Genomic DNA, 20,243 nt, shown 5'->3' on the forward strand with positions numbered 1-20,243 from the left:
CGCCAAGGTCGTTCGCACCGGCATCTACGACAGGACCCAGCATATCGTGACCATCGCGCTCGATGATCGCGGCCAATATGTGCCGGCACAGGAGCCGGAGCCCAATCCAGAATTACTGACCGCATTCGATGATTCGCCGCCAGTGGTGGTGCGCGGCAATCTGCCGAACGTCTATGACGGCATCTACCGCGCCGCCTATTCCTACGGCATGTCCAAGGCGATGTCCAAACGGCTGATCAAGCTTCTGGCGTCCGGTGTCGACTTCCAGTCGCGGCTCAATCCGTCCGACCGCATCGAGGTGCTGTTCTCGCAGCCGGACGGCGACGACCGGGCATCCGACGACTCCGAGCTTCTCTACGTCTCGGCGATCTTCGGCGGTACGACTCGCAACTTCTACCGGTTCCAGATGCAGGACGGCAGCACCGACTATTTCGACGAGAACGGCCGCAGCGCTAAGCAATTCCTGCTGCGCAATCCGCTGCCCAATGGCAGATTTACCTCTGGTTTCGGTGCCAGGCGTCACCCCATTTTGGGATATGTGAAGATGCATACCGGAACCGACTGGGCAGCTCCGGTCGGATCGCCGATCATTGCCGCCGGCAACGGCGTCGTCGAAAAGGCGGGCTGGGCCGGCGGCTATGGCAAGCAGATCATCATCCGCCATGCCAATGGCTACGAGACGTCCTACAATCACCAGAGCGCCTTTGCCAAGGGCATCGCGCCGGGTGTTCGCATTCGCCAGGGCCAGGTTATCGGCTATCTCGGCTCAACCGGCCTCTCCACCGGTCCGCATCTTCATTATGAACTGATCGTCAACGGCACCAAGGTCGACTCGATGCGCGTCCGCCTGCCGGTCGGCAAGGTGCTGAAGGGCGACGACCTCGTTGCCTTCAAGCGCGAGCGCGAGCGCATCGATGATCTGCTCAAGCAGGAAGACAGTGATTCGCTGAAGGTCGCGAGCGCCAAGATCGAAGGCTGAGCCGGCTTCGAGCCTTTCTGGCCTCAGCTCTGCGGATTCTCAGATCCACGCGACCATGGCAGTCGCTCGCCGGAAACAGTCGTCCACGCCACGATCGCCGAGAGCAGGCAAAGCAGCGCGGTGACCAAGGCGACGGCGGCGAACGCCACGTCGCTGGCGGCAAGCCTTGCTGCATCGAGATCCGGTGCCAGGCCGGCCGGCGCCGGTTCGCCGAAACCCGGAATGCCGGCGCCGCCGTTCAGCACTGCCGCATAGACGCCGGCCGCCAGCGACCCCATCGCCGCCACCGCGATCAGGCCGCCAATGCGCGAGACGGCATTGTTGATTCCCGAAGCAGCACCCGTATCCTTGTCCTCGACCGCCGTCATGATCGCCGTCGACAGCGGTGACACGACCAGCGCCATGCCGATTCCCATCAGCGCCATCATCGGAAATACCCCCATCCAGAAATTGTGGATGCCGGCATAGGCGAGCAAGGCAAGCCCGGCGAAGGCGACAGCGACGACGAGACTGCCGCTGGCGATCGGAAACCGTGGACCGATCCGGTCGGACCACTGCCCGACCGGCCCCGACAACAGCGCGATCAGCGCGGACAGCGGCAGGAAGATGAAGCCGACCTCTGCCGCGCTCAGTCCCCATCCGGCAATCAGCAGCATCGGCAGGTAGAACAGATTGGCCGACAGCGCGAAGTATAGGAAGAAAGTCGCCACATTGGCGCCGGCGAACGCGCCGATCCGAAACAGCGACAGATCGATCATCGGCTCGCGCTGCCGGCGCTCGAAGACGATGAAAGCGATGAGCAGCACCCCGCCCACAGCAATGCTCGGCCCCGATATAAGCCCTTCGCCCTTGTCACTCATCGAGGTCAGGCCGTAGGCGAGCGCTCCAAACGCCAGCGTCGCCAGTCCGGCGCCGCCAAGATCGAGGCTGCGCTTCTCCGTCGGCGCATCGGCAGGGACCTTGGCAAGCAGAAGATAGATCGAGACAAGACCAAGCGGCAGGTTGATGGCGAAGATCGCCCGCCAGATGCCGTCGCCGAAGGCCGACAAGACAAGGCCGCCCAGCACCGGGCCAAGTGCCGTCGTCAGCGCCGAGGCCGCCGCCCAGATGCCGATCGCTCTGCCACGCTCCTTCTTCGGATAGGCCTTGGCGATGATGGCGAGGCTGCCGGGCACCATGATGGCAGCGCCAATGCCCTGGAGTGAACGGAACGCGATAAGCACCGCCGGGTTCGGTGCCACCGCGCAGGCCAGCGAGGCGGCAACGAACAGGACTATGCCCGCCACGAAGGCGCGCCGCAGACCGAATCGGTCCCCAGCGGCGCCGCCGGCGAGGATGAGCGCCGAAAGCGTCAGCGCATAGGCATTGGAAATCCATTGCGCCTCGGCGAGGCTGGCGCCGAGATCGACACGGATCGCCGGTGTGGCTATGGCCAGGACAGAGCCGTCGATGAAGCCGAGCGCGGAAGCCAGGATCGCCGCGATCAGCACAAACCTGCGCCGCGACTGCGGGCAGAACGTATCGGCTGGAAGAGAGCTGGCCGGGGGGATGGCGGCGGCTTCGCTTGGAGACTTCATGGAGCCTGCTTAGACCTCCTATGCGCCGGCAACAACCGGCCAGAGGATTGCTGTCGCTGACACCAGAACAGGATCAGGACCTCTATGCCACCGGACCCACGGCTCCATCTCTTGCGAAGAATTATTGGACGACCCAGGCGATGGCGTTCAGTCGACGAATTCCACGGTGACGCCCGGCGACACGACCTTGGCCAGTTCGCGCGCGTCCCAGTTGGTCAGCCGCACGCAGCCATGGCTCTCGGTCCTGCCGATCTTGGAGGGATCTGGCGTGCCGTGAATGCCGTAGGTCGGCTTGTCCAGCGCGATCCAGACCGAGCCGACCGGGCCGTTCGGACCCGGCGGAATGGTCAGGACCTTGTCGTTTTCGCCCTGCTTGAAATTGATCTTTGGGTTGTAGGTGTAGTTCGGGTCCAAGGCGACCCGCGACACCGTATGCAGGCCTGACGGCGATGGCGTGTCCGCCGAGCCGATGGTGGCCGGATAGGCGGCGACCAGCTTGCCAGACGCGTCATAGGCGCGGACCTGCTTGTTGCCCTTGTCGGCGATGATGCGCGCCACCGGCTTCGCCACCAGCTTGCCGAAATTGGCGACCTTGATGATCGTGCCGGGACGGTTGAAATTGGCTTCCGGATTGAGCGCCTTCAGGTATTTCTCGTCCATGTGGAAACGTTCGGCCAGCGCTTCAGTGACGGAGATGTAGCTCAGCCGGTCGAGTTGCGCCTTCTGGCCGTAGTCTTCCGGCACCGAGGCAACGTAGGGACCGGCCGCATCCTCGGGCGTGATCTCGTAGGAGGCAAAGGCATCGCCGCCGGTTTGCTCAAGGGCCGCCTGGATGCCGACCGCATCGGTCGATCGTAGGTTGCTGCCGGTGATCTCGTTGTAGGCGGCGAGCGCCTTGTCGACATTCGAGCCGAAGCGCCCGTCGACGACGCCGGGCGAAGCGCCGGCGCGGTCGAGCAGCACTTGCAACGCAGCAACATCCTCGCGTGCACCGAGCGAAAGCGACGGATCGGCGACGGTCTTGCCGCCGATCTTTGGCGGCAGTGCCGCCTGGTCGCCCGGCGCCGTCGGCTCGACCGGTTCGATCGAAGCCTCGTTGAGCGGCTGGCGCTCGACGGTGCGCGGCTCTGCCGGCTGTGGCGCTTCCGGATAATCATTGCCATAGCTGCCGTCATCGCGCGGTGCTTCGGGAAAAGCCTCCACCGAATTGTCGTTATAGGAATCGTATTCGTCGGCCGGCGGCACGACAACCAGCCCTTCCTCTTCCAACTGCCTGCGGCGCAAGCGCGCCGCGTCTTCCGGGTCGTCGAGATAATAGCGGTCGTCCTCGACCGGTCCGAGGTTGCGCGCGCGGTCGCGGCGGAGCGTACGGCGGTCGAACCTGGTCTGCGGCGGCTGGATGGCGAGGACCTTGCCGGTTTCCGCATCGACAATGACGCGGTTTCCCCTGGCATCGTAGTAGACGTCGAAATCGCCGTTCTGGGCGACCAGCACACCACCGGCATCGCCTGCATGGGCTGATCGCGGCGCGATGTCTTCCGTCGGCGCGGCCATTGCGCTCGAAGAAAGCAGCCCGGCGGCGAACGCCGAAAGGGTGAAGATCGTGCGGAACATGTTGGCCAAATTCTCCGGTCCGTAATTGCCGCCGCCCGGCATTGCCCCTATGCGGCGAACCCCTTCGCCAGCAAATCAGTTACCGAGCATAAGGTTCCAACATGAACCGGGCATGAAGATGGCGGATTTCTGGCGGTGAGAGCAACAAAACTAGCTGGCGGAGAGTCCCAATTCCTTGCGCGCCTGCTTCGTCAGTTTCAGCACGACGAGGCGATGGCTTTCGCGCAGATAGTCCTTCAGCGCGTCATCGTCCATGCTCTGGCTTGTCTGGCGCTGGATCCATTTCATGCCGCGTGACGCAAGATAGGGCGCGGGCCGAAGACCCGGCTGTTCCTTCAGGACGTCATAGGCGATGTCGGAACATTTGAAAGTGACGAACGGCTCCTTGCCCTCAGTCCAGCCGCCGATGGCAAAGACCTTGGCTCCGACCTTCCAGACATGGGCGCCGCCCCACTGGACGACATGGGTCGCCGAAGGCAGCGAGGCGCAGAAGCTGTTGTAGTCGTCCAGCGTCATCCGCGCCCGCCGTTAATACATGAGGCGGCCTCGAAATCAGGCCGCCGCCTCGGTCGCCACGACCGCCGGCTTCGAGCGGAAGTTCAACCGGTCGGAACCGGCGGTAACCTTGACGGTCGAGCCGTCGAGGATGTCGCCGAGCAGGATTTTTTCCGCCAGCGGATCCTGCAGGTCCTTCTGCATCACCCGCTTCAGCGGCCGCGCGCCATAGGCCGGATCGTAGCCCTTGGCCGCCAGCCAGTCGATCGCCTCCTGGTCCAGCGAAAGCGTGATCTTGCGATCGACGAGAAGGTTTTCCAGCCGCTTGAGCTGGATCTCGACGATGCGGCCCATATCCTGCCGGCGCAGCCGGTGGAACAGGATCACCTCGTCGACGCGGTTGAGGAACTCCGGCCGGAACGACGCCCTGACGACGCTCATCACCTCGTCGCGGACGGCGTCGACGTCCTGGTCCTCGCCCAGACTGACCAGATATTCGGCGCCAAGGTTCGACGTCATGATGATCAGCGTGTTGCGGAAGTCGACCGTGCGGCCCTGCCCGTCGGTCAGGCGGCCGTCGTCGAGCACCTGCAGCAGCACGTTGAACACATCCGGATGCGCCTTCTCGATCTCGTCGAACAGCACGACCTGGTAGGGCCGGCGCCGGACCGCTTCGGTCAGCGCGCCGCCTTCCTCATAGCCGACATAGCCGGGAGGCGCGCCGATCAGCCGGGCGACCGAGTGCTTTTCCATGAACTCCGACATGTCGATGCGCACCATGGCGCTCTCGTCGTCGAACAGGAAGCTAGCGAGCGCCTTGGTCAGCTCGGTCTTGCCGACGCCCGTCGGCCCGAGGAACATGAACGAGCCGATCGGCCGGTTCGGATCCTGCAGGCCGGCGCGGGCACGACGGACGGCTTTCGATACCGCCTGTACCGCCTCGCCCTGACCGACGACGCGCTTGCCGATCTCGTCTTCCATCCGCAGCAGCTTGTCACGCTCGCCTTGCAGCATCTTGTCGACCGGAATGCCGGTCCAGCGCGACACGATATGGGCGACGTGGTCGGGGGTGACCACCTCTTCGACCATGCCGGCCTTGCCGTCCTGGGCTTCCGCCTGCGTCAGCTTCTTTTCGAGTTCCGGGATATTGCCATAGGCAAGCTCGCCGGCGCGCTGGAATTCACCCTTGCGCTGGGCAATGGCGAGTTCGTTGCGCGCCTCGTCGAGCTGTTTCTTCAGGTCGGCGGCGAGCCCGAGCTTCTGCTTCTCGGCCTGCCACTTCGAGGTGATCTCGGTCGATTCTTCTTCCAGATTGGTGAGTTCCTTCTCGAGGCGGGCAAGCCGATCCTTCGACGCCTCGTCCTTCTCGACCTTCAGCGCCTCGCGCTCGATCTTGAGCTGCATGATGCGACGGTCGATCTCGTCCAGCGCCTCGGGTTTCGAATCGACCTGCATCCGCAGCCGCGACGCGGCCTCGTCGACAAGGTCGATCGCCTTGTCCGGCAGGAACCGGTCGGCGATGTAGCGGTTGGACAGGGTCGCCGCCGCGACCAGCGCCGAATCCGAGATGCGCACCTTGTGGTGCTGCTCGTATTTTTCCTTCAGGCCGCGCAGGATCGAAACGGTGTCTTCCACGGTCGGCTCGTCGACGAAAACCGGCTGGAAGCGGCGAGCAAGGGCCGCGTCCTTCTCGACATGCTTGCGGTATTCATCGAGCGTCGTCGCGCCGACGCAGTGGAGCTCGCCGCGTGCCAGCGCCGGCTTCAGCAGGTTCGACGCATCCATGGCACCGTCCGCCTTGCCGGCGCCGACCAGCGTGTGCATTTCGTCGATGAACAGGATGATGCCGCCGGCGGCAGCGGTAACTTCCGAAAGCACCGCCTTCAGCCGCTCTTCGAACTCGCCGCGATATTTGGCACCTGCAATCAGCGACCCCATATCGAGCGCCATCAACTGCTTGTCCTTGAGCGATTCCGGCACGTCACCATTGACGATGCGCAACGCCAGCCCTTCGGCGATCGCCGTCTTGCCGACGCCGGGTTCACCGATCAGCACCGGATTGTTCTTGGTGCGGCGCGACAGCACCTGGATGGTGCGGCGGATCTCGTCGTCGCGACCGATGACCGGATCGAGCTTGCCAGCGCGGGCGTCGGCGGTCAGGTCGCGCGCGTATTTCTTGAGCGCGTCATAGCCCTGCTCGGCGCTCGCCGAATCGGCGGTGCGGCCCTTGCGGACATCGTTGATCACCTGGTTCAGCGCTTGCGCGGTGACGCCGGCCTTGGCCAGGATGTCGGCGGTCTTGGCGGATTTCTCGACCGCCAGCGCCGTCAGCAGCCGTTCGACCGTGACAAAGCTGTCCCCGGCCTTCTTGGCCAGTTCCTCGGCGGTCGAAAACACCTTGGCCAGCGGCTGCGCCAGATAAAGCTGGCCGTTGCCGCCTTCCACCTTGGGCATTGCCTCGAGCGCCGTCTCGACCCCGAGCTTGACGTCGCGAACGCTGCCGCCGGCGCGCTCGATCAGCGAGGCGGCGAGGCCCTCGTCGTCATCGACGAGCACTTTCAATATATGTTCTGGGGTGAATTGCTGGTGGTTGCGCGAGAGCGCCATGGTCTGCGCGGACTGTATGAAACCACGCACGCGCTCGGAGTATTTTTCAAGGTTCATATCTGTCTCCTTCCGTCACCAGCCCGCTTTGCGGCACCGGATCAGATTGCGGTGACGGACCCGCCCGTTCGAGCCGGGTCCTGTTCACGCGAGATATGGTGCATAGGCCACGGTCTCTCAAGACGCCTTGATGTCGGTCAACTCATAATATTCCACAGGCGCGCAAAACGAAAACGGCGGAGATTTCTCTCCGCCGTCCAAGAATCTGAAAGCCTTGCTCGATCAGTTGTTGACGTCGACGATGGCGGGCTCGCCACCAGCGTCTTCCGCCGGCGCTGCATCCACTTTATCGGCGCCGGCATTGTCATTACCGCCATCCACCTGATCGGCCCCACGCTCCGCATTGACACGCGGACGGCGCGGACGCCTGGGGCGGCGGGCAGCGCCGCTTTCGGCGGCTGCCTCCTTCATCTCGGCCTGGGCGGCGAGACCCGCCGGCGAAAAGTCTTCGAGCGGCAGTGCGGGTTCGGCCGCAGAAACCGCTTCCGCCTGCACGGGCGTCTCGTTCTGTACCGGTGTCTCGCTGCGCTGATTCTGACCACCGCGCTGCTCGCCACGCGCCCCATACTCGCTGCGCTGGCCGTTCTGGCCGTAGCCGCCATTGGGGCGACGGTCGCGATGGCGGCCGCCATTGTTGTCGCGGCCATTGCTGTCACGCCCACCGTTGTCGCGGCCATTTTCCTGGTTGAACGCCAACTCTGCCGGCGTGCCGTCGATGACCGGCTGTGGACCGGCACCGTGGTTGACCACAGGAGTTGCAGCCTCTCCGACGTTGCTGTTGCCGGTATTGTCGAACTGATCGCGATCGTCGTCGCCGTCATCGTCGAAATCGTCGCGGTTCTGTTGAGCGTTCTGGATCGGTATCTGCGCCTGCGCGGCAGCGATGATGCGATTGTAGTGCTCAGCGTGCTGGAGATAGTTTTCCGCCATCACCCGGTCGCCGGAGCTTTGCGCGTCACGGGCAAGGGTTGCGTATTTTTCGGCGATCTGCTGAGCCGATCCACGGATCTTCACATCCGGACCGTTGCTCTCGTAATTGCGCGTCAGGGGATTTGGGCCCTTGCGGTTGTTGTTGTTGCCACCGCCGCTGTTGTTGCGACCGCGCATGCGCCTGTTCTGCTGTTGTGGCCTCATTCGACTCTCTTCATTTTGAAATTTTTCGAAAACTTTTCACGCACGGAGGCGCTCATGCAGCCAGCCGTTTCGTTTCTTCACCGGCGTTCGCCCGCATCGATTGCGTTGGCGCCACGTGTCATCCTGTTCCGGTTACATCACTTGTCGGACGATTCCCGCACGAAGCTTGGGCGTCGTTTGCGCAAGAAGGCAGCTATTTCTAAGGAAACCGAATCGCTAAGAGCACTGCCTGCTTCGTCTCATCCGGTTGAGGCGACCCTAGCCGCATTCCCCGGCATTGCCAAGCGTTTTTTCGCACTGCATCACGGCTTTGTCAGTTCGAAGATCAGAACCCTGTCGTTTCCGCCAAGATCGCGGAATATCCCCGCCGGTGTGTAGCCGGCTGCGGAGAAAATATCCGTGACCTCTTTGCGTTGCGTGTGGCCGATCTCGACCGCAATCCTGCCCTCGGCTTCTAAAAACCCTGCCGCCTCGGCGGCGATGATCCTGTAGGGACTCAGACCATCCACGCCGCCATCAAGGGCTTGGCGTGGATCGAAATCGCGGACTTCGTCCTGCAGATTTTCAATGTCTATGGACGCTATATAGGGCGGGTTTGCGACAATTACATGGTATCGGCCAGAAACTTTTTCGAACCAGTCGGATTCGAGCACCTGGAACCGGCCGGCCAGCCCCAATTCCCCGGCATTGCGCATGGCGGTCGCCAGCGCGCCTTGTGAAATATCGACACCGGTGGCGATCGCCGCCGGAACGGCGCTTAGCAGCGCCAGCGCGATGGCGCCGGTGCCGGTGCCGAGGTCGAGGATGCGGCATTCGCCTTGCCGCGCCGCTGTCGCCTTCACCAAGGGCAACGCCGCTTCGACCAGCGTTTCGGTATCCGGTCGCGGCTCCAGCGTTTCCGGTGACAGCGAAAGGCGCAAGCCGTAGAATTCGCGATGGCCGAGGATGCGATGCACCGGCTCGCCGGCGATGCGTCGCCTCAGGGCTGCATCGATCGCGGCAATCGCGCCGGCATCGACCTTGCGTTCGGGATCGGCGATGGCTTGCGTGCGGGTCGTGCCGGAAAGATGTTCGACGATCAGCCTGGCATCCAGCGCCGGATCGGCGACCGCGGCCGCGGCAAGGCGTGCCCGCGCCGCTTTCAGCAGCGGCCCTAGCCTACCCGGCAGACTGTCAGCCATCGAGGCCGATATCGGCGAGCAGCTTCGACTGGTGATCGGCGACCAGCGCGTCGATGATCTCATCGAGTTCGCCCATCATCACCCGGTCGAGCTTGTAGAGCGTTAAATTGATGCGATGGTCGGTGACGCGGCCCTGCGGGAAATTATAGGTGCGGATGCGCTCCGAGCGATCGCCCGAACCGACCTGCGATTTGCGCGATTCGGAGCGTTCCTCGTCAGCCTTGCCGCGCTCGAGATCGTAAAGCCTGGCCCGCAGGATCTGCATGGCCTTCGCCCGGTTCTGGTGCTGCGACTTTTCCGCCTGCACCACCATGATGCCGGTCGGCAGATGGGTGATGCGCACCGCCGAATCGGTGGTGTTGACGTGCTGGCCGCCCGAGCCCGAGGCGCGCATCGTGTCGATGCGGATGTCCTCGGCCCTGATGTCGATGTCGACCTCTTCGGCCTCCGGCAGCACGGCAACCGTCGCCGCCGAAGTGTGGATGCGGCCGCCGGCCTCGGTCGCCGGCACGCGCTGCACTCGATGCACGCCGGACTCGAATTTCAGATGGGCAAAGACCCCCTTGCCCGAAATGGTGGCGATGATTTCCTTGTAACCGCCGACCTCGCCCTCGCTGGCCGACGCGGTCTCGAAACGCCAGCCGCGCGCCGCTGCGTAGCGTTCGTACATGCGAAACAGGTCGCCGGCGAAGAGAGCCGCCTCGTCGCCGCCGGTGCCGGCGCGGATTTCGAGGATGGCATTCTTGTCGTCGGCGGCATCCTTGGGCAGAAGCAGGATCTGGATGTCCTTCTGCAGCGCTTCGATGCGCTCCTTGACCTCGGGCAGATCGGCCTCGGCCAATGCCCGCATTTCGGCATCGGTGCTTCTGTCGGCAAGCATCGCCTCCAGATCGGCCTGTTCATGCTCGGCGGTGCGCAGCGCCCTGATCTTTGCCACCATGTCCTGGATATCGGCATATTCCGACGCCATCCTGACATAGGCGTCCGGCGCCGGCCCGGCCGACATCTGCGCTTCGAGCATGTCGAAACGCTTGACGACTTGGTCCATGCGGTCGCGGGGCAGGTTGATCATGGCGAAAGTCTATAGCGGGATTGAGCGATCGTCGGCAAAGGCTTGCAGCAGCGCCCGCATCGGCGATTTCTGAGCCGGCGCCATGAGGTTGTCGTCGAAGAACGCCTGCAGCTCGGCCAGCGGCAGTTCCGTCAGCATTGCCTTGACCGGACCGATCGAGGCCGGCGACATCGAGATCGACCGGTAGCCAAGGCCGACCAGCGCCATCGCCGAGATCGGCTTGCCGGCCAGTTCACCGCACAAGGTCACCGGGGTTTGGTTGCGCGCCCCGGCGTCGGCAACCTGCTTCAGAACGCGCAGGAACGGCGTCGACAACGCATCGAAGCGGTCGGAGAGCTGCGTATTGCCGCGATCGACCGCCATGACGAACTGGAACAGATCGTTCGAGCCGACCGAGACGAAGTCGACGGCCTTCATCAGCTCGTCGAGCTGGAACAGCAGCGAAGGCACTTCCAGCATGGCCCCGAGCTTCAGGCTGGTCGGCAAATGATGGGCAAAACGCGACAGATGCCGCACCTCGCGATCGATGATTTCGCGCGCCTGCGCGATCTCGCCGAGCTCCGTGACCATCGGCAGCATCAGCTTCAGTTCACGCCCACCGCAGGCCTTCAGAAGCGCGCGGATCTGTGTGCGCAACAGGCCCGGCCGGTCGAGCGTCAAGCGGATGGCGCGCCAGCCGAGCGCCGGGTTCTCTTCCTGGGCCGCGTCCTTGAAGTAGGGCAGCACCTTGTCGCCGCCGATATCGATGGTGCGGAAGGTCACCGGCTTGCCGCGCGCCGCATCGAGCACGTCGCGGTAGAGCCGTTCCTGGGCTTCCGCACGCGGAAAGGTCGAGGCGACCATGAATTGCAGTTCGGTGCGGAACAGGCCTATGCCGGCGGCGCCCGCCTCGGCAAGCTGCGGCAAATCGACGGCCAGGCCGGCATTCATCAGAAGATCGACCTGGATGCCGTCCTTGGTCACCGACGGCTTCTTGCGCAGTTCGCGGTAGACCTCCTGCCGCCGGGCCCGGAAGCGGACCTTTTCGGCATAAGCGGCTTCGAGATCGGGCTGAGGGCGCAGATGGATCGTGCCTTCTTCGCCGTCGACAATGATGGCGTCGCCGTTTTCCGCCATGGAAACGGCGCCCTTCATCTGGCCAGCGACCGGTATACCCATGGCCCGCGCCACGATGACGACATGGCTGGTCGCGGCACCGTCCTCCAGCACCAGCCCGCGCAGCTTGTCTCTGGGATAATCGAGCAGTTCGGCGGCGCCCATCGAGCGGGCGACGACGATGGCATCCTTAGGCAGCGAGGCTGCGACATCGTCCGGCCCGCGTCCCATCAACTGGCGCAGCAGCCGGTTGGCGAGATCGTCGAAATCGCTCATCCGCTCGCGCAGATACGGATCGGTCATGTGCAGCATGCGGGCACGCATGTCGCTCTGCACCTTTTCCACCGCCGCTTCCGCCGTCAGGCCGTTGCGGATCGCCTCTTCCAGCCGGCGCACCCAGCCGCTGTCGTTGGCGAACATGCGATAGGCTTCGAGCACCTGGCGATGCTCGCCCTCGAAGGCGACTTCGCGGCGTTCCAGCATGTCGTCGATGGAGAGCCTGAGCGAGCCGAGGGAGGCATCGAGGCGCTTGATCTCCTCCTCGCTGTCCTCGTTGAACAGATTGGTGACGACGATGCGCGGCTCGTGCAGCACGACATGGCCAAGCCCGACGCCCTCGTTGAAGGACAGGCCGGTAAAGCTCACCGGGCGGCGCAGGTCGAGTTCGAGCCCGGGCCGGGTCAACCGGGCAAGGTCGCCGGTGGCGATCATCTCGGCGATCACCATCGCTGTCGTTTCCAGCGCCTCGACCTCGTCGTCGCGGTAGTGGCGCATGGTCTTGTTCTGGACGACCAGCACGCCGAGCGTGCGCCCTGCCCTGAGCACCGGCACGCCGAGGAAGGAATTGTAGATCTCTTCCCCCGTCTCCGGCAGGTAGGCGAAGGCGGGATGTTCCTGCGCATTGGAGAGATTGAGCGGCCGTGCCGACGCCGCGATCGTGCCGACGAGGCCTTCCCCCAGCCTGAGCTGCGCCAGATGGACGGCGTTCGGGTTCAGGCCCTCGGTGGCATAGAGTTCGAGCACCGAATCGGCGCGCAGCACATAGAGCGAGCACACTTCGGCGACCATGTTGGAGGCGATGTCGCGGACGATGCGGTCGAGCCGCTCCTGCGGCTCCAGCGGCTCCTGCATGAGCTCGCGGAGCCGTTTCAGCAAAACGCGCGGGCCGCTGGCCGTATCACGCATCGCGGCTTGTTCTCCAATGGACATTCTGCCCGCCGCAGTTTCTCCCGCGGCCGGCGCTCACGCAACAACTCAATTAGAGCGCCGTGCGTCCAATTGGACTCACAAAGGACACTCTAAGACTTTCGATCCGCTGCATCGTGCTTTCCGAACCGAAGGTCAGCGCAGCAAAGATCGACTCCGATTTTCGGGCCGATGCAGTCTGCTACTGCTTATCCAGACCGTAGACGGAATGCAAAGTACGAACCGCAAGTTCGGTGTAGGGACCGTCGATCAGGATCGAAATCTTGATCTCGGAGGTCGTGATCGCCCGGATGTTGATCGCCTTGTCGGCCAGTGCCTTGAAGGCGGTGGCGGCAACGCCCGCATGGCTGCGCATGCCGATACCGATGACCGAGACCTTCGACATGCCGGCTTCCGATTGCACGACATCGTAGCCGATCGTGGCCTTCAGCCGCTCGAGCACGGCAAGCGCCTTGTCGACATCGCCGGACGGCACGGTGAAGGTCATGTCGGTGAACTTGCCGTCCTCGGAAATGTTCTGGACGATCATGTCGACATTGATGTTGGCCTCGGCCAGCGGCCCGAAAATGCCGGCGGCAACGCCCGGCCGGTCACCGACACGACGCAACGAAATTTGCGCTTCGTCCTTGGCGTAGGCAATTCCGGTGACGACCTGCTGTTCCACGATCTCTTCCTCGTCGCAAATAAGCGTTCCGGGCGGATTGAGCAAATCCCCCATTCCGGGCGCGTCGGGATCGTCGAAGGACGACCGCACGAAAGTACGCACCCTGTGCACCATGGCAAGCTCGACCGAGCGCACCTGCAGGACCTTGGCGCCGAGCGAGGCCATTTCAAGCATTTCCTCGAAGGAAATCTTGGCCAGCCGCCGCGCCTTCGGTTCGATGCGCGGGTCGGTGGTGTAGACCCCGTCGACATCGGTGTAGATGTCGCATCGGTCGGCCTTGACCGCCGCCGCGATGGCGACGGCGCTGGTGTCGGAGCCGCCGCGGCCGAGCGTCGCGATGCGGTTGTCCGGCCCGATGCCCTGGAAGCCGGCGACAACCGCCACCTGGCCCTCGCCGAAGCGCTTGATCAGGAAGGCGCCGTCGATGTCGAGAATGCGCGCCGCGCCGTGCGCATTGTCGGTCTTGATCGGGATTTGCCAGCCTTGCCAGGAGCGGGCATGGACGCCCATGTTCTGCAGCGCGATCGCCAGCAGGCCGGCAGTGACCTGCTCGCCGGAGGCGACGACGGCGTCATATTCGCGCGCATCGTGCATCGCAGAGGCTTCGCGCGTCCATTGCACGAGTTCGTTGGTCTTGCCGGCCATCGCCGAGACGACCACCGCGACCTCATGGCCGGCATCGACCTCGCGTTTGACATGGCGCGCCACATTGCGGATGCGGGCGATGTCGGCGACGGAGGTTCCGCCGAATTTCATCACGATGCGCGCCATGGAAGCGAAATGCCTTTGACTGGGTGCCGTGCCGACGGCCGAAAAACGGAAAAGAGAGCGTCCGGCTGGGCCGGCCGCTGAATGCGCGGCCTCCTTAGCCAAAACAGCCAAGCTTCGCAAGCGACGGCGAACGCGGCCGTCAATATCGGGCGCTTGCCGGCATCCACGAGCGCTGCTCTGTCAGCAGCCGAATTTCCCGTCTTGACATTCGCTGCCTCGCGCCCGACTTCCTAACCCACCAGAGCGCGATCAGCAAAACCGGTTTTGCGTCCGATCGCGCTCTGAACTTTTGAGCCTTCGGGAGACCAATCGATGCCAGAGCCCCGACGATCGACGATCGATGCCGGAGAAGTGGAGCGCTTTTCCGCACTTGCCGCCGAATGGTGGAATCCGAACGGCAAGTTCCGTCCGCTGCACAAGTTCAATCCGATCCGGCTCGCCTATATACGCGACCAGGTGGCGTCGCGCTTCGGCCGCGACCCGCGTGCGGCGCGGCCGTTCGAGGGCCTGCGGTTCCTGGACATCGGCTGCGGCGGCGGGCTGTTGTGCGAGCCGATGGCGCGGCTTGGCGCCGAAGTGATCGGCGCCGACGCGTCCGCCACCAACATCGAAGTGGCCAAGCTGCATGCGGCGGAGGTCGGCGTGACGGTGGACTACCGCGCCACGACGGCGGAGGACCTGGCCGACGCCGGCGAGAAATTCGACGTCATCCTCAACATGGAAGTGGTCGAGCATGTCGCCGACATCGACCTGTTCGTGGCCAAATGCGGCGAGATGCTCAAGCCGGACGGCGTCATGTTCGTCGCCACCATCAACCGCACGCTGAAGGCGCTGGGCCTGGCCATCATCGGCGCCGAATATGTGCTGCGCTGGTTGCCGCGCGGCACTCACCAGTTCGGCAAGCTGGTGCGGCCGGACGAGCTGGAAAAGGCGCTTGCCGGCGCCGGCCTGGCCATCATCGACCGCACCGGCGTCACCTACAATCCGCTCGCCGACCGCTGGCAGCGGTCGAAGGACATGGACGTCAACTACATGGTGCTGGCGGAGAAGGCACCCGTCTGAACCCTTCTCACGCCGCCACCTTCTCACCCGTCTGGCTTTGCGCCTTTGTGGCGGTCTGGCTTTGCGCTTTCGTGGTGATGAGGACGCCGGCGGTGATGATGACGGCACCCGCCCAGGTCAGCAATTGATAGTGCTCGCCGAGAAAGATCGTGCCGGCAAACAGCCCGACCGCAGCCGCGACATAGCCGATCTGGCTGAGATAGACGGGACCGCCCACCGCCTGCAGCCGGAAGAAGAAGGCGAACATCGCCGCGGCCGATGCGACCTGCCCGACGACCACCAGCGGCACGCCGCCGAGCAGGGCGAGCGAACCGCCGCCTTGCAGCGTGAGGATGCCGCCAAAAAGCAGCGCGGCCGCTGCCAGGTGGCTGCCGACGGCAAGCTCGATCGGCCCGGTCCCTTTGGGCCAATCGACCGTGCGGTAGATATTGCCGACGGCAAGGCTGACCGGGATGAGCAGCCCTACCGCCACCCAGAAGAATTCGGCCGGCTGGCCGGCCTCGCCGCGTGTCACCGCCACCATCACCGCGCCGGCGAAGCCGACGGCAATGCCGACCACGCCAAGCAGATTGGGGCGCCGGACGCCGAGCAGGATCGAAAACACCAGCGTGATAACAGGCGACAGCGTGAACATGATGCCGGTGTAGCCGGCGCCAAGATGCGGAATGGCCGAGAACATCAAGAGATTGGGAAAAGCGTAGGACACCGCCGCGGTGACGAAGAAATAACGCAGCCTGTGCGGGGTAAGCCGGATGCCCTGCCCGCGCAGCAGCAAGGCGCACAAAAGCACGCCGCCGGCGCCAAGCGAGATGACGAGCGCCCAGACCATGGCGGGAACGCCTGCTGCCGTCGCGATCTTGCCGAACGGCAGCGTCAGGCCGAGCAGGCCGCCGGTGATGACCAAAAGGCCGAATGCCGAATCCCAGAGAAATTTCATTTCGTAGCCCTGTCGCCTATTTTGCGGCTCTTGGCCAGCATCGTATCTTGAGGTAAGATAATGCAAAGATTCTTAACGTCAAGATATTTAACGGTGAGATAGATGGATCGCGCAGCGAGAGCCATCGAGCAGTGGAACAGGGAACGGCCGGATCTGGATGTTTCTCCGATGGCCGTGCTGGGACGGTTGAATGAGGCCTCGTCGCTGATAGCACGAGAACGCCTCGCTCCGCTGTTTGCGCGTTTCGGGCTGCAATCCGGGGAATTCGACGTGCTGGCGACGCTGCGCCGTTCCGGATCACCTTACGCGCTGACGCCAACCGCCCTCTATGAGGCGACGATGGTGACGTCGGGCGCCATGACCAATCGCCTCGATCGGCTCGAACAATCCGGATTGATCATGCGCGGGCCGCATCCCAACGATCGGCGCGGGATTGTCGTGCAACTCACCGGGAAGGGTCTGGCATTGATCGACGAGGCGCTCGCCGCTCACGTTGCGAACGAGCACCAGATTCTCGCTGGCCTAACCCAAGCCGAGCGGGAGGCGCTCGCACGCCTGCTCGGAAAATTGATCGGAAGCTTGGGCTAGCCTGCTAGTTACGGTCATCGGGAACGCATCGGCCATTTTCGGAACTGAATGCGCCAGAACGGTGACAAGGGAGGTCAGTTTCGCTTGTCGAAATGCCGTTGGGCTTCTTGTCGCCTGATATGCCTCTCATGTCGCCACCGCGCAAAAAAGACGATCATGTCTGCAAACCAACTTGGCGTATTTAGATGGAGCAACGCAGCGCGCGCGCTCTGAATTCGGCTGGCATCTAACGCAACGTCGGAATAGTCCGAAGGTTCTTTTTGTCTGGCTTCAACCCATTGGCGAATTCTCGAGCCATCCGGTAGTTTCGCCGCGAACGCCAATTCACGTTCCATGCAGACCTGCTCCACCCGGTCGCGTAACTTCTCCTCGTAGCTAATACCTCGCTGATCGAGACGTGCATGCGTCGCCTCATGCACGATCGCCCCAGCGACCTGCTCGACAACCGTATATTTACCTAGAACAAATCGCTCATCGAGTTCACAAGTCGAAGTCGATTTCACGAATCGGCCGGCCGCACCGGGAATAGTTGTAATCCAAATCTGCTTTAGGTCGCGAACTAGACGTCGATATCTAACGGGGTCAAATTCTTGTATCAATTGTAGCGCGGCGGCGACCCGATCTGCGTCTCTGCCACCCTTGTCAGCATCATAGACAATCACCATTCCGTTGATCGTTCTTTTGTCGCTTGATTTGATGGCTAGTCGATCGACAATACGCGTCAATATTTCTGAAATGCGAGGCCTTTCAGTCTTCACCGAGCGGCGCAAAGATTTTCCTCAGTTCCGGTCGTCGGGGAAGCTTGGGATCGGCATGAATTCGACGCCGTCCTCGGCCAGGCTCTTCGCCTCCTCAAGCGTCGCCTCGCCATAGATGCCGTGCGGATCGCTCTCGCCAAAATGGATCTTGCGCGCCTCCTCGGCAAACTTGTCGCCGACATAGTCGGCGTTCTCGCGCACCTTCTCGGCCATCGCCTTCAATTGCGCCAGCGCCTGCTTCTGGGCCTCGCCCATGGCGAGCGCGATCTTTTCCTGGCTGCGCCCGGTGGAGACCGCCGGTGCCATCAATGCCTTCTCTATCCTGTGCGAGCCGCAGGCCGGGCAATCGACGAAGCCACGCTTCTTCTGGGTGTCGAAATCGTCGTTGCTGCGAAACCACCCTTCGAATTCGTGCTCGTGCTCGCAGATCAGGGAAAAGCGGATCAAGACGCCGCACCCCTGAGACGCGGCCCCTCGGCCGAAGCGGCGTTCACGGCAAACTCCCGCGCATTTTTCAGGTTCGGGATCTTCTTGCGCGCCGCGACCGACTGCGCCGGGTCGATCTCGGCGACGATCACCGCAGGCTCGTCATGCGCCGCTTCTGCGAGGATACGGCCCCAGGGATCGACGATCAGCGAATGGCCATAGGTCTCGCGGCCGTCCTCGTGCAGACCGCCTTGCGCCGCGGCGACGACATAGGCGCCGTTCTCGATGGCGCGTGCCCTGAGCAGCACGTGCCAGTGCGCCTCGCCGGTCTGGCGGGTGAAGGCGGCGGGCACGGAAAGCAGGTCGGCGCCGGCCAGCGCCTCGGCACGGAAGAGCTGCGGAAAGCGCAGATCGTAGCAGACGGCGAAACCCAGCCTCGCACCGTCGATCCCGGCGCCGCTGATCTCCGTGACGACGGCCTCGGTGCCTGGCTCGTAGGCGGCGGATTCGCGCCAGCTCTCGCCATTGTCGAGATCGACGTCGAACATGTGGATCTTGTCGTAAGTGGCAATCGTGGCGCCATCCGGCCCGAACAGAAGCGCGCGGTTGGCGAGCTTGCCGTCGGCGCGCAGGATGGCGGTCGAACCGATATGCAGGAAGATGCCAAGCTCCTTCGCCAGCTTCCGCGACGTCGAGACGACGATGTCCTTGTCCTCGGACGTGAAGGAGGCGGCCCGCGCTCGGCTGTCGCGGACCAGCGCACCGGTCATTTCCGGTGACTGGATATAGGCCGCGCCCTGGCCGGCCGCCTCGCGCACCAGCCGCTCCAGATCGACCGCGTTGCGCTCCGGGCTGGTGCCCGAACGCATCTGGATCGCCGCCGCCTTGAAAGCACCCATCGTCATGTCCTCAAAATCGTCGAGCCATTGGCGAGCAGACCGTCCAGCCGGCCCTGCGCCTCCAGTTCATGGAGATCGTCGGAGCCGCCGACATGCGTGTCGCCGATGAATATCTGCGGAAAGGTCGAGCGGCCATTCGCGCGGGATATCATTTCCCGGCGCAGTTCCGGCGAGAAGGAGGCGTCGTGCTCGGTGTAGGCGACACCCTTGCGTTCGAGCAGCCGCTTGGCCGCCGTGCAATAGCCGCACATCATCCGTGTATAGATCGTCACGTCGACCATCGGTCAGCAATCCTGCCTTTCCCTCAACCTATATAGTCGCGGACTCGTCGGGCCGAAAGTCCCCTGGCAGAACACGCGCAAAGGTCAGCACGTCGACCGCCCCGGCGCCGCCCCTCTTCAGCGCCTTGGCGACCGCGCGGACAGTGGCGCCGGTGGTATAGACATCGTCGATCAAGAGCACCCGGCGGCCGGCGATCTCGATCTCGGCCTCCTCGGGCACTCTGAATGCGGCACGCACATTCTCCTCGCGTTCCCGCCGCTCCAGCCCAACCTGCTGACGGGTGAGTTTGACACGCCTGACCGCGGAGGGTGCGAAAGGCAGGCCGCCAAGCTGCGAAACCGCTCTTGCCAGTTCCGCCGACTGGTTGAACTGGCGCCTGAAAAAACGCCGCCAGTGCAGCGGCACCGGCACGACCACATCGGCCTCCGCGATCAGTTCGGCACCGGCGCGCAGCATCCAGCGCGCCATCCACGGCGCCAGGTCGGTGCGATCCTGGTATTTCAAGCCTTGCACCATCTGGCGGGCGACGCCGGAGTAAGCGACCGCGGCCCGCGCGCGCTCGAAGGGCGGCGGGTCGGCGATCGCCTCGGCCGACAGGAACCCCTCGCCCATGTGGTGGATGAACGGCGTGCCCATCACCGGGCACCATGGCCGTTCCAGAAGCCTGAGCTTCGGCCAGCAGGCGCCGCACAGCACGCCGGGCTGCGAGACATGCCGCCGGCAGCCGGCGCAAACCGGCGGAAACAGGAGGCGCGCCGGCCAGCCCAATGCCGTTCGGACGGTACTCCTGATCTCAATACGCTTGATCTCTGGCATCGGATCGGCCACGTGGTTGGTCC

18 protein-coding genes (1 of these 18 running past the window's edge) are annotated in these 20,243 nt (G+C 63.8%); 3 read left to right on the plus strand and 15 right to left on the minus strand.

The genetic code is table 11. The features are described from left to right. On the plus strand, positions 1-979 hold the final stretch of the coding sequence (locus EJ066_RS03325; protein WP_189644421.1) for a M23 family metallopeptidase. The gene continues 989 nt to the left of window position 1, outside the view; only the last 979 of its 1,968 coding nucleotides appear in the window; the start codon falls outside the window, past its left edge; the stop codon is at positions 977-979. A 23-nt stretch (positions 980-1,002) separates the two neighbouring features. Here EJ066_RS03325 and EJ066_RS03330 read toward each other — a convergent pair whose 3' ends face one another. From EJ066_RS03330 to EJ066_RS03370, 9 genes are all read right to left on the minus strand, one after another. Next, positions 1,003-2,556: an MFS transporter gene (locus EJ066_RS03330; RefSeq protein ID WP_126034881.1), complete on the minus strand. Its 1,554-nt coding sequence runs from the start codon at positions 2,554-2,556 to the stop codon at positions 1,003-1,005. Between the two features lie 147 nt (positions 2,557-2,703). Continuing rightward, complete coding sequence (locus tag EJ066_RS03335) at positions 2,704-4,170, minus strand: L,D-transpeptidase family protein (protein ID WP_126034883.1); 1,467 nt, start codon at positions 4,168-4,170, stop codon at positions 2,704-2,706. A 150-nt stretch (positions 4,171-4,320) separates the two neighbouring features. Then, a complete protein-coding gene (locus tag EJ066_RS03340; RefSeq protein ID WP_126034885.1) occupies positions 4,321-4,686 on the minus strand; it encodes an MmcQ/YjbR family DNA-binding protein in 366 nt (121 codons plus the stop codon). Between the two features lie 36 nt (positions 4,687-4,722). Continuing rightward, on the minus strand, positions 4,723-7,329 hold the full coding sequence (gene clpB, locus EJ066_RS03345) for an ATP-dependent chaperone ClpB (RefSeq protein WP_126034886.1): 2,607 nt from the start codon (positions 7,327-7,329) through the stop codon (positions 4,723-4,725). A 222-nt stretch (positions 7,330-7,551) separates the two neighbouring features. After that, the gene (locus tag EJ066_RS03350; RefSeq protein WP_245455066.1) at positions 7,552-8,436 is read right to left on the minus strand and encodes a DUF4167 domain-containing protein; all 885 of its coding nucleotides are present in this window, start codon (positions 8,434-8,436) and stop codon (positions 7,552-7,554) included. A gap of 329 nt (positions 8,437-8,765) precedes the next feature. After that, entirely contained in the window at positions 8,766-9,644 is an 879-nt protein-coding gene (prmC, locus tag EJ066_RS03355) for a peptide chain release factor N(5)-glutamine methyltransferase (protein WP_126034890.1), read from the minus strand. Next, the gene (prfA, locus tag EJ066_RS03360) at positions 9,637-10,716 is read right to left on the minus strand and encodes a peptide chain release factor 1 (protein WP_126034892.1); all 1,080 of its coding nucleotides are present in this window, start codon (positions 10,714-10,716) and stop codon (positions 9,637-9,639) included. The genes prmC and prfA overlap by 8 nt, the downstream gene beginning before the upstream one ends. Before the next feature lie 9 nt (positions 10,717-10,725). After that, entirely contained in the window at positions 10,726-12,996 is a 2,271-nt protein-coding gene (ptsP, locus tag EJ066_RS03365) for a phosphoenolpyruvate--protein phosphotransferase (RefSeq protein WP_126034894.1), read from the minus strand. Positions 12,997-13,198: 202 nt separating this feature from the next. Further along, a complete protein-coding gene (locus tag EJ066_RS03370) occupies positions 13,199-14,452 on the minus strand; it encodes an aspartate kinase (RefSeq protein ID WP_126034896.1) in 1,254 nt (417 codons plus the stop codon). A gap of 312 nt (positions 14,453-14,764) precedes the next feature. Between EJ066_RS03370 and ubiG the strand changes: the two genes are divergently transcribed. Further along, the gene (gene ubiG, locus EJ066_RS03375) at positions 14,765-15,514 is read left to right on the plus strand and encodes a bifunctional 2-polyprenyl-6-hydroxyphenol methylase/3-demethylubiquinol 3-O-methyltransferase UbiG (protein WP_126034898.1); all 750 of its coding nucleotides are present in this window, start codon (positions 14,765-14,767) and stop codon (positions 15,512-15,514) included. Positions 15,515-15,521: 7 nt separating this feature from the next. Here ubiG and EJ066_RS03380 read toward each other — a convergent pair whose 3' ends face one another. Continuing rightward, positions 15,522-16,451 carry a DMT family transporter gene (locus EJ066_RS03380; RefSeq protein WP_126034899.1) on the minus strand — a complete coding sequence of 310 codons (930 nt, stop codon included), beginning with the start codon at positions 16,449-16,451 and terminating at the stop codon, positions 15,522-15,524. A 102-nt stretch (positions 16,452-16,553) separates the two neighbouring features. On the opposite strand from EJ066_RS03380, the gene EJ066_RS03385 reads away from it, so the two are divergent. After that, positions 16,554-17,039, plus strand: a complete 486-nt coding sequence (locus EJ066_RS03385; RefSeq protein WP_126034902.1) for a MarR family transcriptional regulator — start codon at positions 16,554-16,556, stop codon at positions 17,037-17,039. Positions 17,040-17,113: 74 nt separating this feature from the next. Here EJ066_RS03385 and EJ066_RS03390 read toward each other — a convergent pair whose 3' ends face one another. The 5 genes from EJ066_RS03390 to EJ066_RS03410 are packed head-to-tail and all read right to left on the minus strand — an operon-like array spanning position 17,114 to position 20,232. Then, positions 17,114-17,809 carry a hypothetical protein gene (locus tag EJ066_RS03390; RefSeq protein WP_126034904.1) on the minus strand — a complete coding sequence of 232 codons (696 nt, stop codon included), beginning with the start codon at positions 17,807-17,809 and terminating at the stop codon, positions 17,114-17,116. A gap of 9 nt (positions 17,810-17,818) precedes the next feature. Further along, positions 17,819-18,244, minus strand: a complete 426-nt coding sequence (locus EJ066_RS03395; RefSeq protein ID WP_126034906.1) for a DUF1178 family protein — start codon at positions 18,242-18,244, stop codon at positions 17,819-17,821. Further along, on the minus strand, positions 18,241-19,122 hold the full coding sequence (locus EJ066_RS03400) for a carbon-nitrogen hydrolase family protein (protein WP_126034908.1): 882 nt from the start codon (positions 19,120-19,122) through the stop codon (positions 18,241-18,243). Before EJ066_RS03400 ends, EJ066_RS03395 begins: the two co-directional genes overlap by 4 nt. A 2-nt stretch (positions 19,123-19,124) precedes the next feature. After that, positions 19,125-19,403 carry a glutaredoxin 3 gene (grxC, locus tag EJ066_RS03405; protein ID WP_126034910.1) on the minus strand — a complete coding sequence of 93 codons (279 nt, stop codon included), beginning with the start codon at positions 19,401-19,403 and terminating at the stop codon, positions 19,125-19,127. A 28-nt stretch (positions 19,404-19,431) separates the two neighbouring features. Next, the gene (locus EJ066_RS03410; protein ID WP_126034913.1) at positions 19,432-20,232 is read right to left on the minus strand and encodes a ComF family protein; all 801 of its coding nucleotides are present in this window, start codon (positions 20,230-20,232) and stop codon (positions 19,432-19,434) included. Between the last annotated feature and the right edge of the window lie 11 nt (positions 20,233-20,243).

This window comes from Mesorhizobium sp. M9A.F.Ca.ET.002.03.1.2 (assembly GCF_003952365.1).
GTDB lineage: Bacteria > Pseudomonadota > Alphaproteobacteria > Rhizobiales > Rhizobiaceae > Mesorhizobium.

Bases quoted from the DNA above. Each gene is read 5' to 3' on its own strand.
- EJ066_RS03330 (WP_126034881.1), bottom strand. From the start codon at position 2,556: ATGAAGTCTCCAAGCGAAGCCGCCGCCATCCCCCCGGCCAGCTCTCTT.
- EJ066_RS03335 (WP_126034883.1), bottom strand. From the start codon at position 4,170: ATGTTCCGCACGATCTTCACCCTTTCGGCGTTCGCCGCCGGGCTGCTT.
- EJ066_RS03340 (WP_126034885.1), bottom strand. From the start codon at position 4,686: ATGACGCTGGACGACTACAACAGCTTCTGCGCCTCGCTGCCTTCGGCG.
- clpB (WP_126034886.1), bottom strand. From the start codon at position 7,329: ATGAACCTTGAAAAATACTCCGAGCGCGTGCGTGGTTTCATACAGTCC.
- EJ066_RS03350 (WP_245455066.1), bottom strand. From the start codon at position 8,436: ATGCGCGGTCGCAACAACAGCGGCGGTGGCAACAACAACAACCGCAAG.
- prmC (WP_126034890.1), bottom strand. From the start codon at position 9,644: ATGGCTGACAGTCTGCCGGGTAGGCTAGGGCCGCTGCTGAAAGCGGCG.
- prfA (WP_126034892.1), bottom strand. From the start codon at position 10,716: ATGATCAACCTGCCCCGCGACCGCATGGACCAAGTCGTCAAGCGTTTC.
- ptsP (WP_126034894.1), bottom strand. From the start codon at position 12,996: ATGCGTGATACGGCCAGCGGCCCGCGCGTTTTGCTGAAACGGCTCCGC.
- EJ066_RS03370 (WP_126034896.1), bottom strand. From the start codon at position 14,452: ATGGCGCGCATCGTGATGAAATTCGGCGGAACCTCCGTCGCCGACATC.
- ubiG (WP_126034898.1), top strand. From the start codon at position 14,765: ATGCCAGAGCCCCGACGATCGACGATCGATGCCGGAGAAGTGGAGCGC.
- EJ066_RS03380 (WP_126034899.1), bottom strand. From the start codon at position 16,451: ATGAAATTTCTCTGGGATTCGGCATTCGGCCTTTTGGTCATCACCGGC.
- EJ066_RS03385 (WP_126034902.1), top strand. From the start codon at position 16,554: ATGGATCGCGCAGCGAGAGCCATCGAGCAGTGGAACAGGGAACGGCCG.
- EJ066_RS03400 (WP_126034908.1), bottom strand. From the start codon at position 19,122: ATGGGTGCTTTCAAGGCGGCGGCGATCCAGATGCGTTCGGGCACCAGC.
- grxC (WP_126034910.1), bottom strand. From the start codon at position 19,403: ATGGTCGACGTGACGATCTATACACGGATGATGTGCGGCTATTGCACG.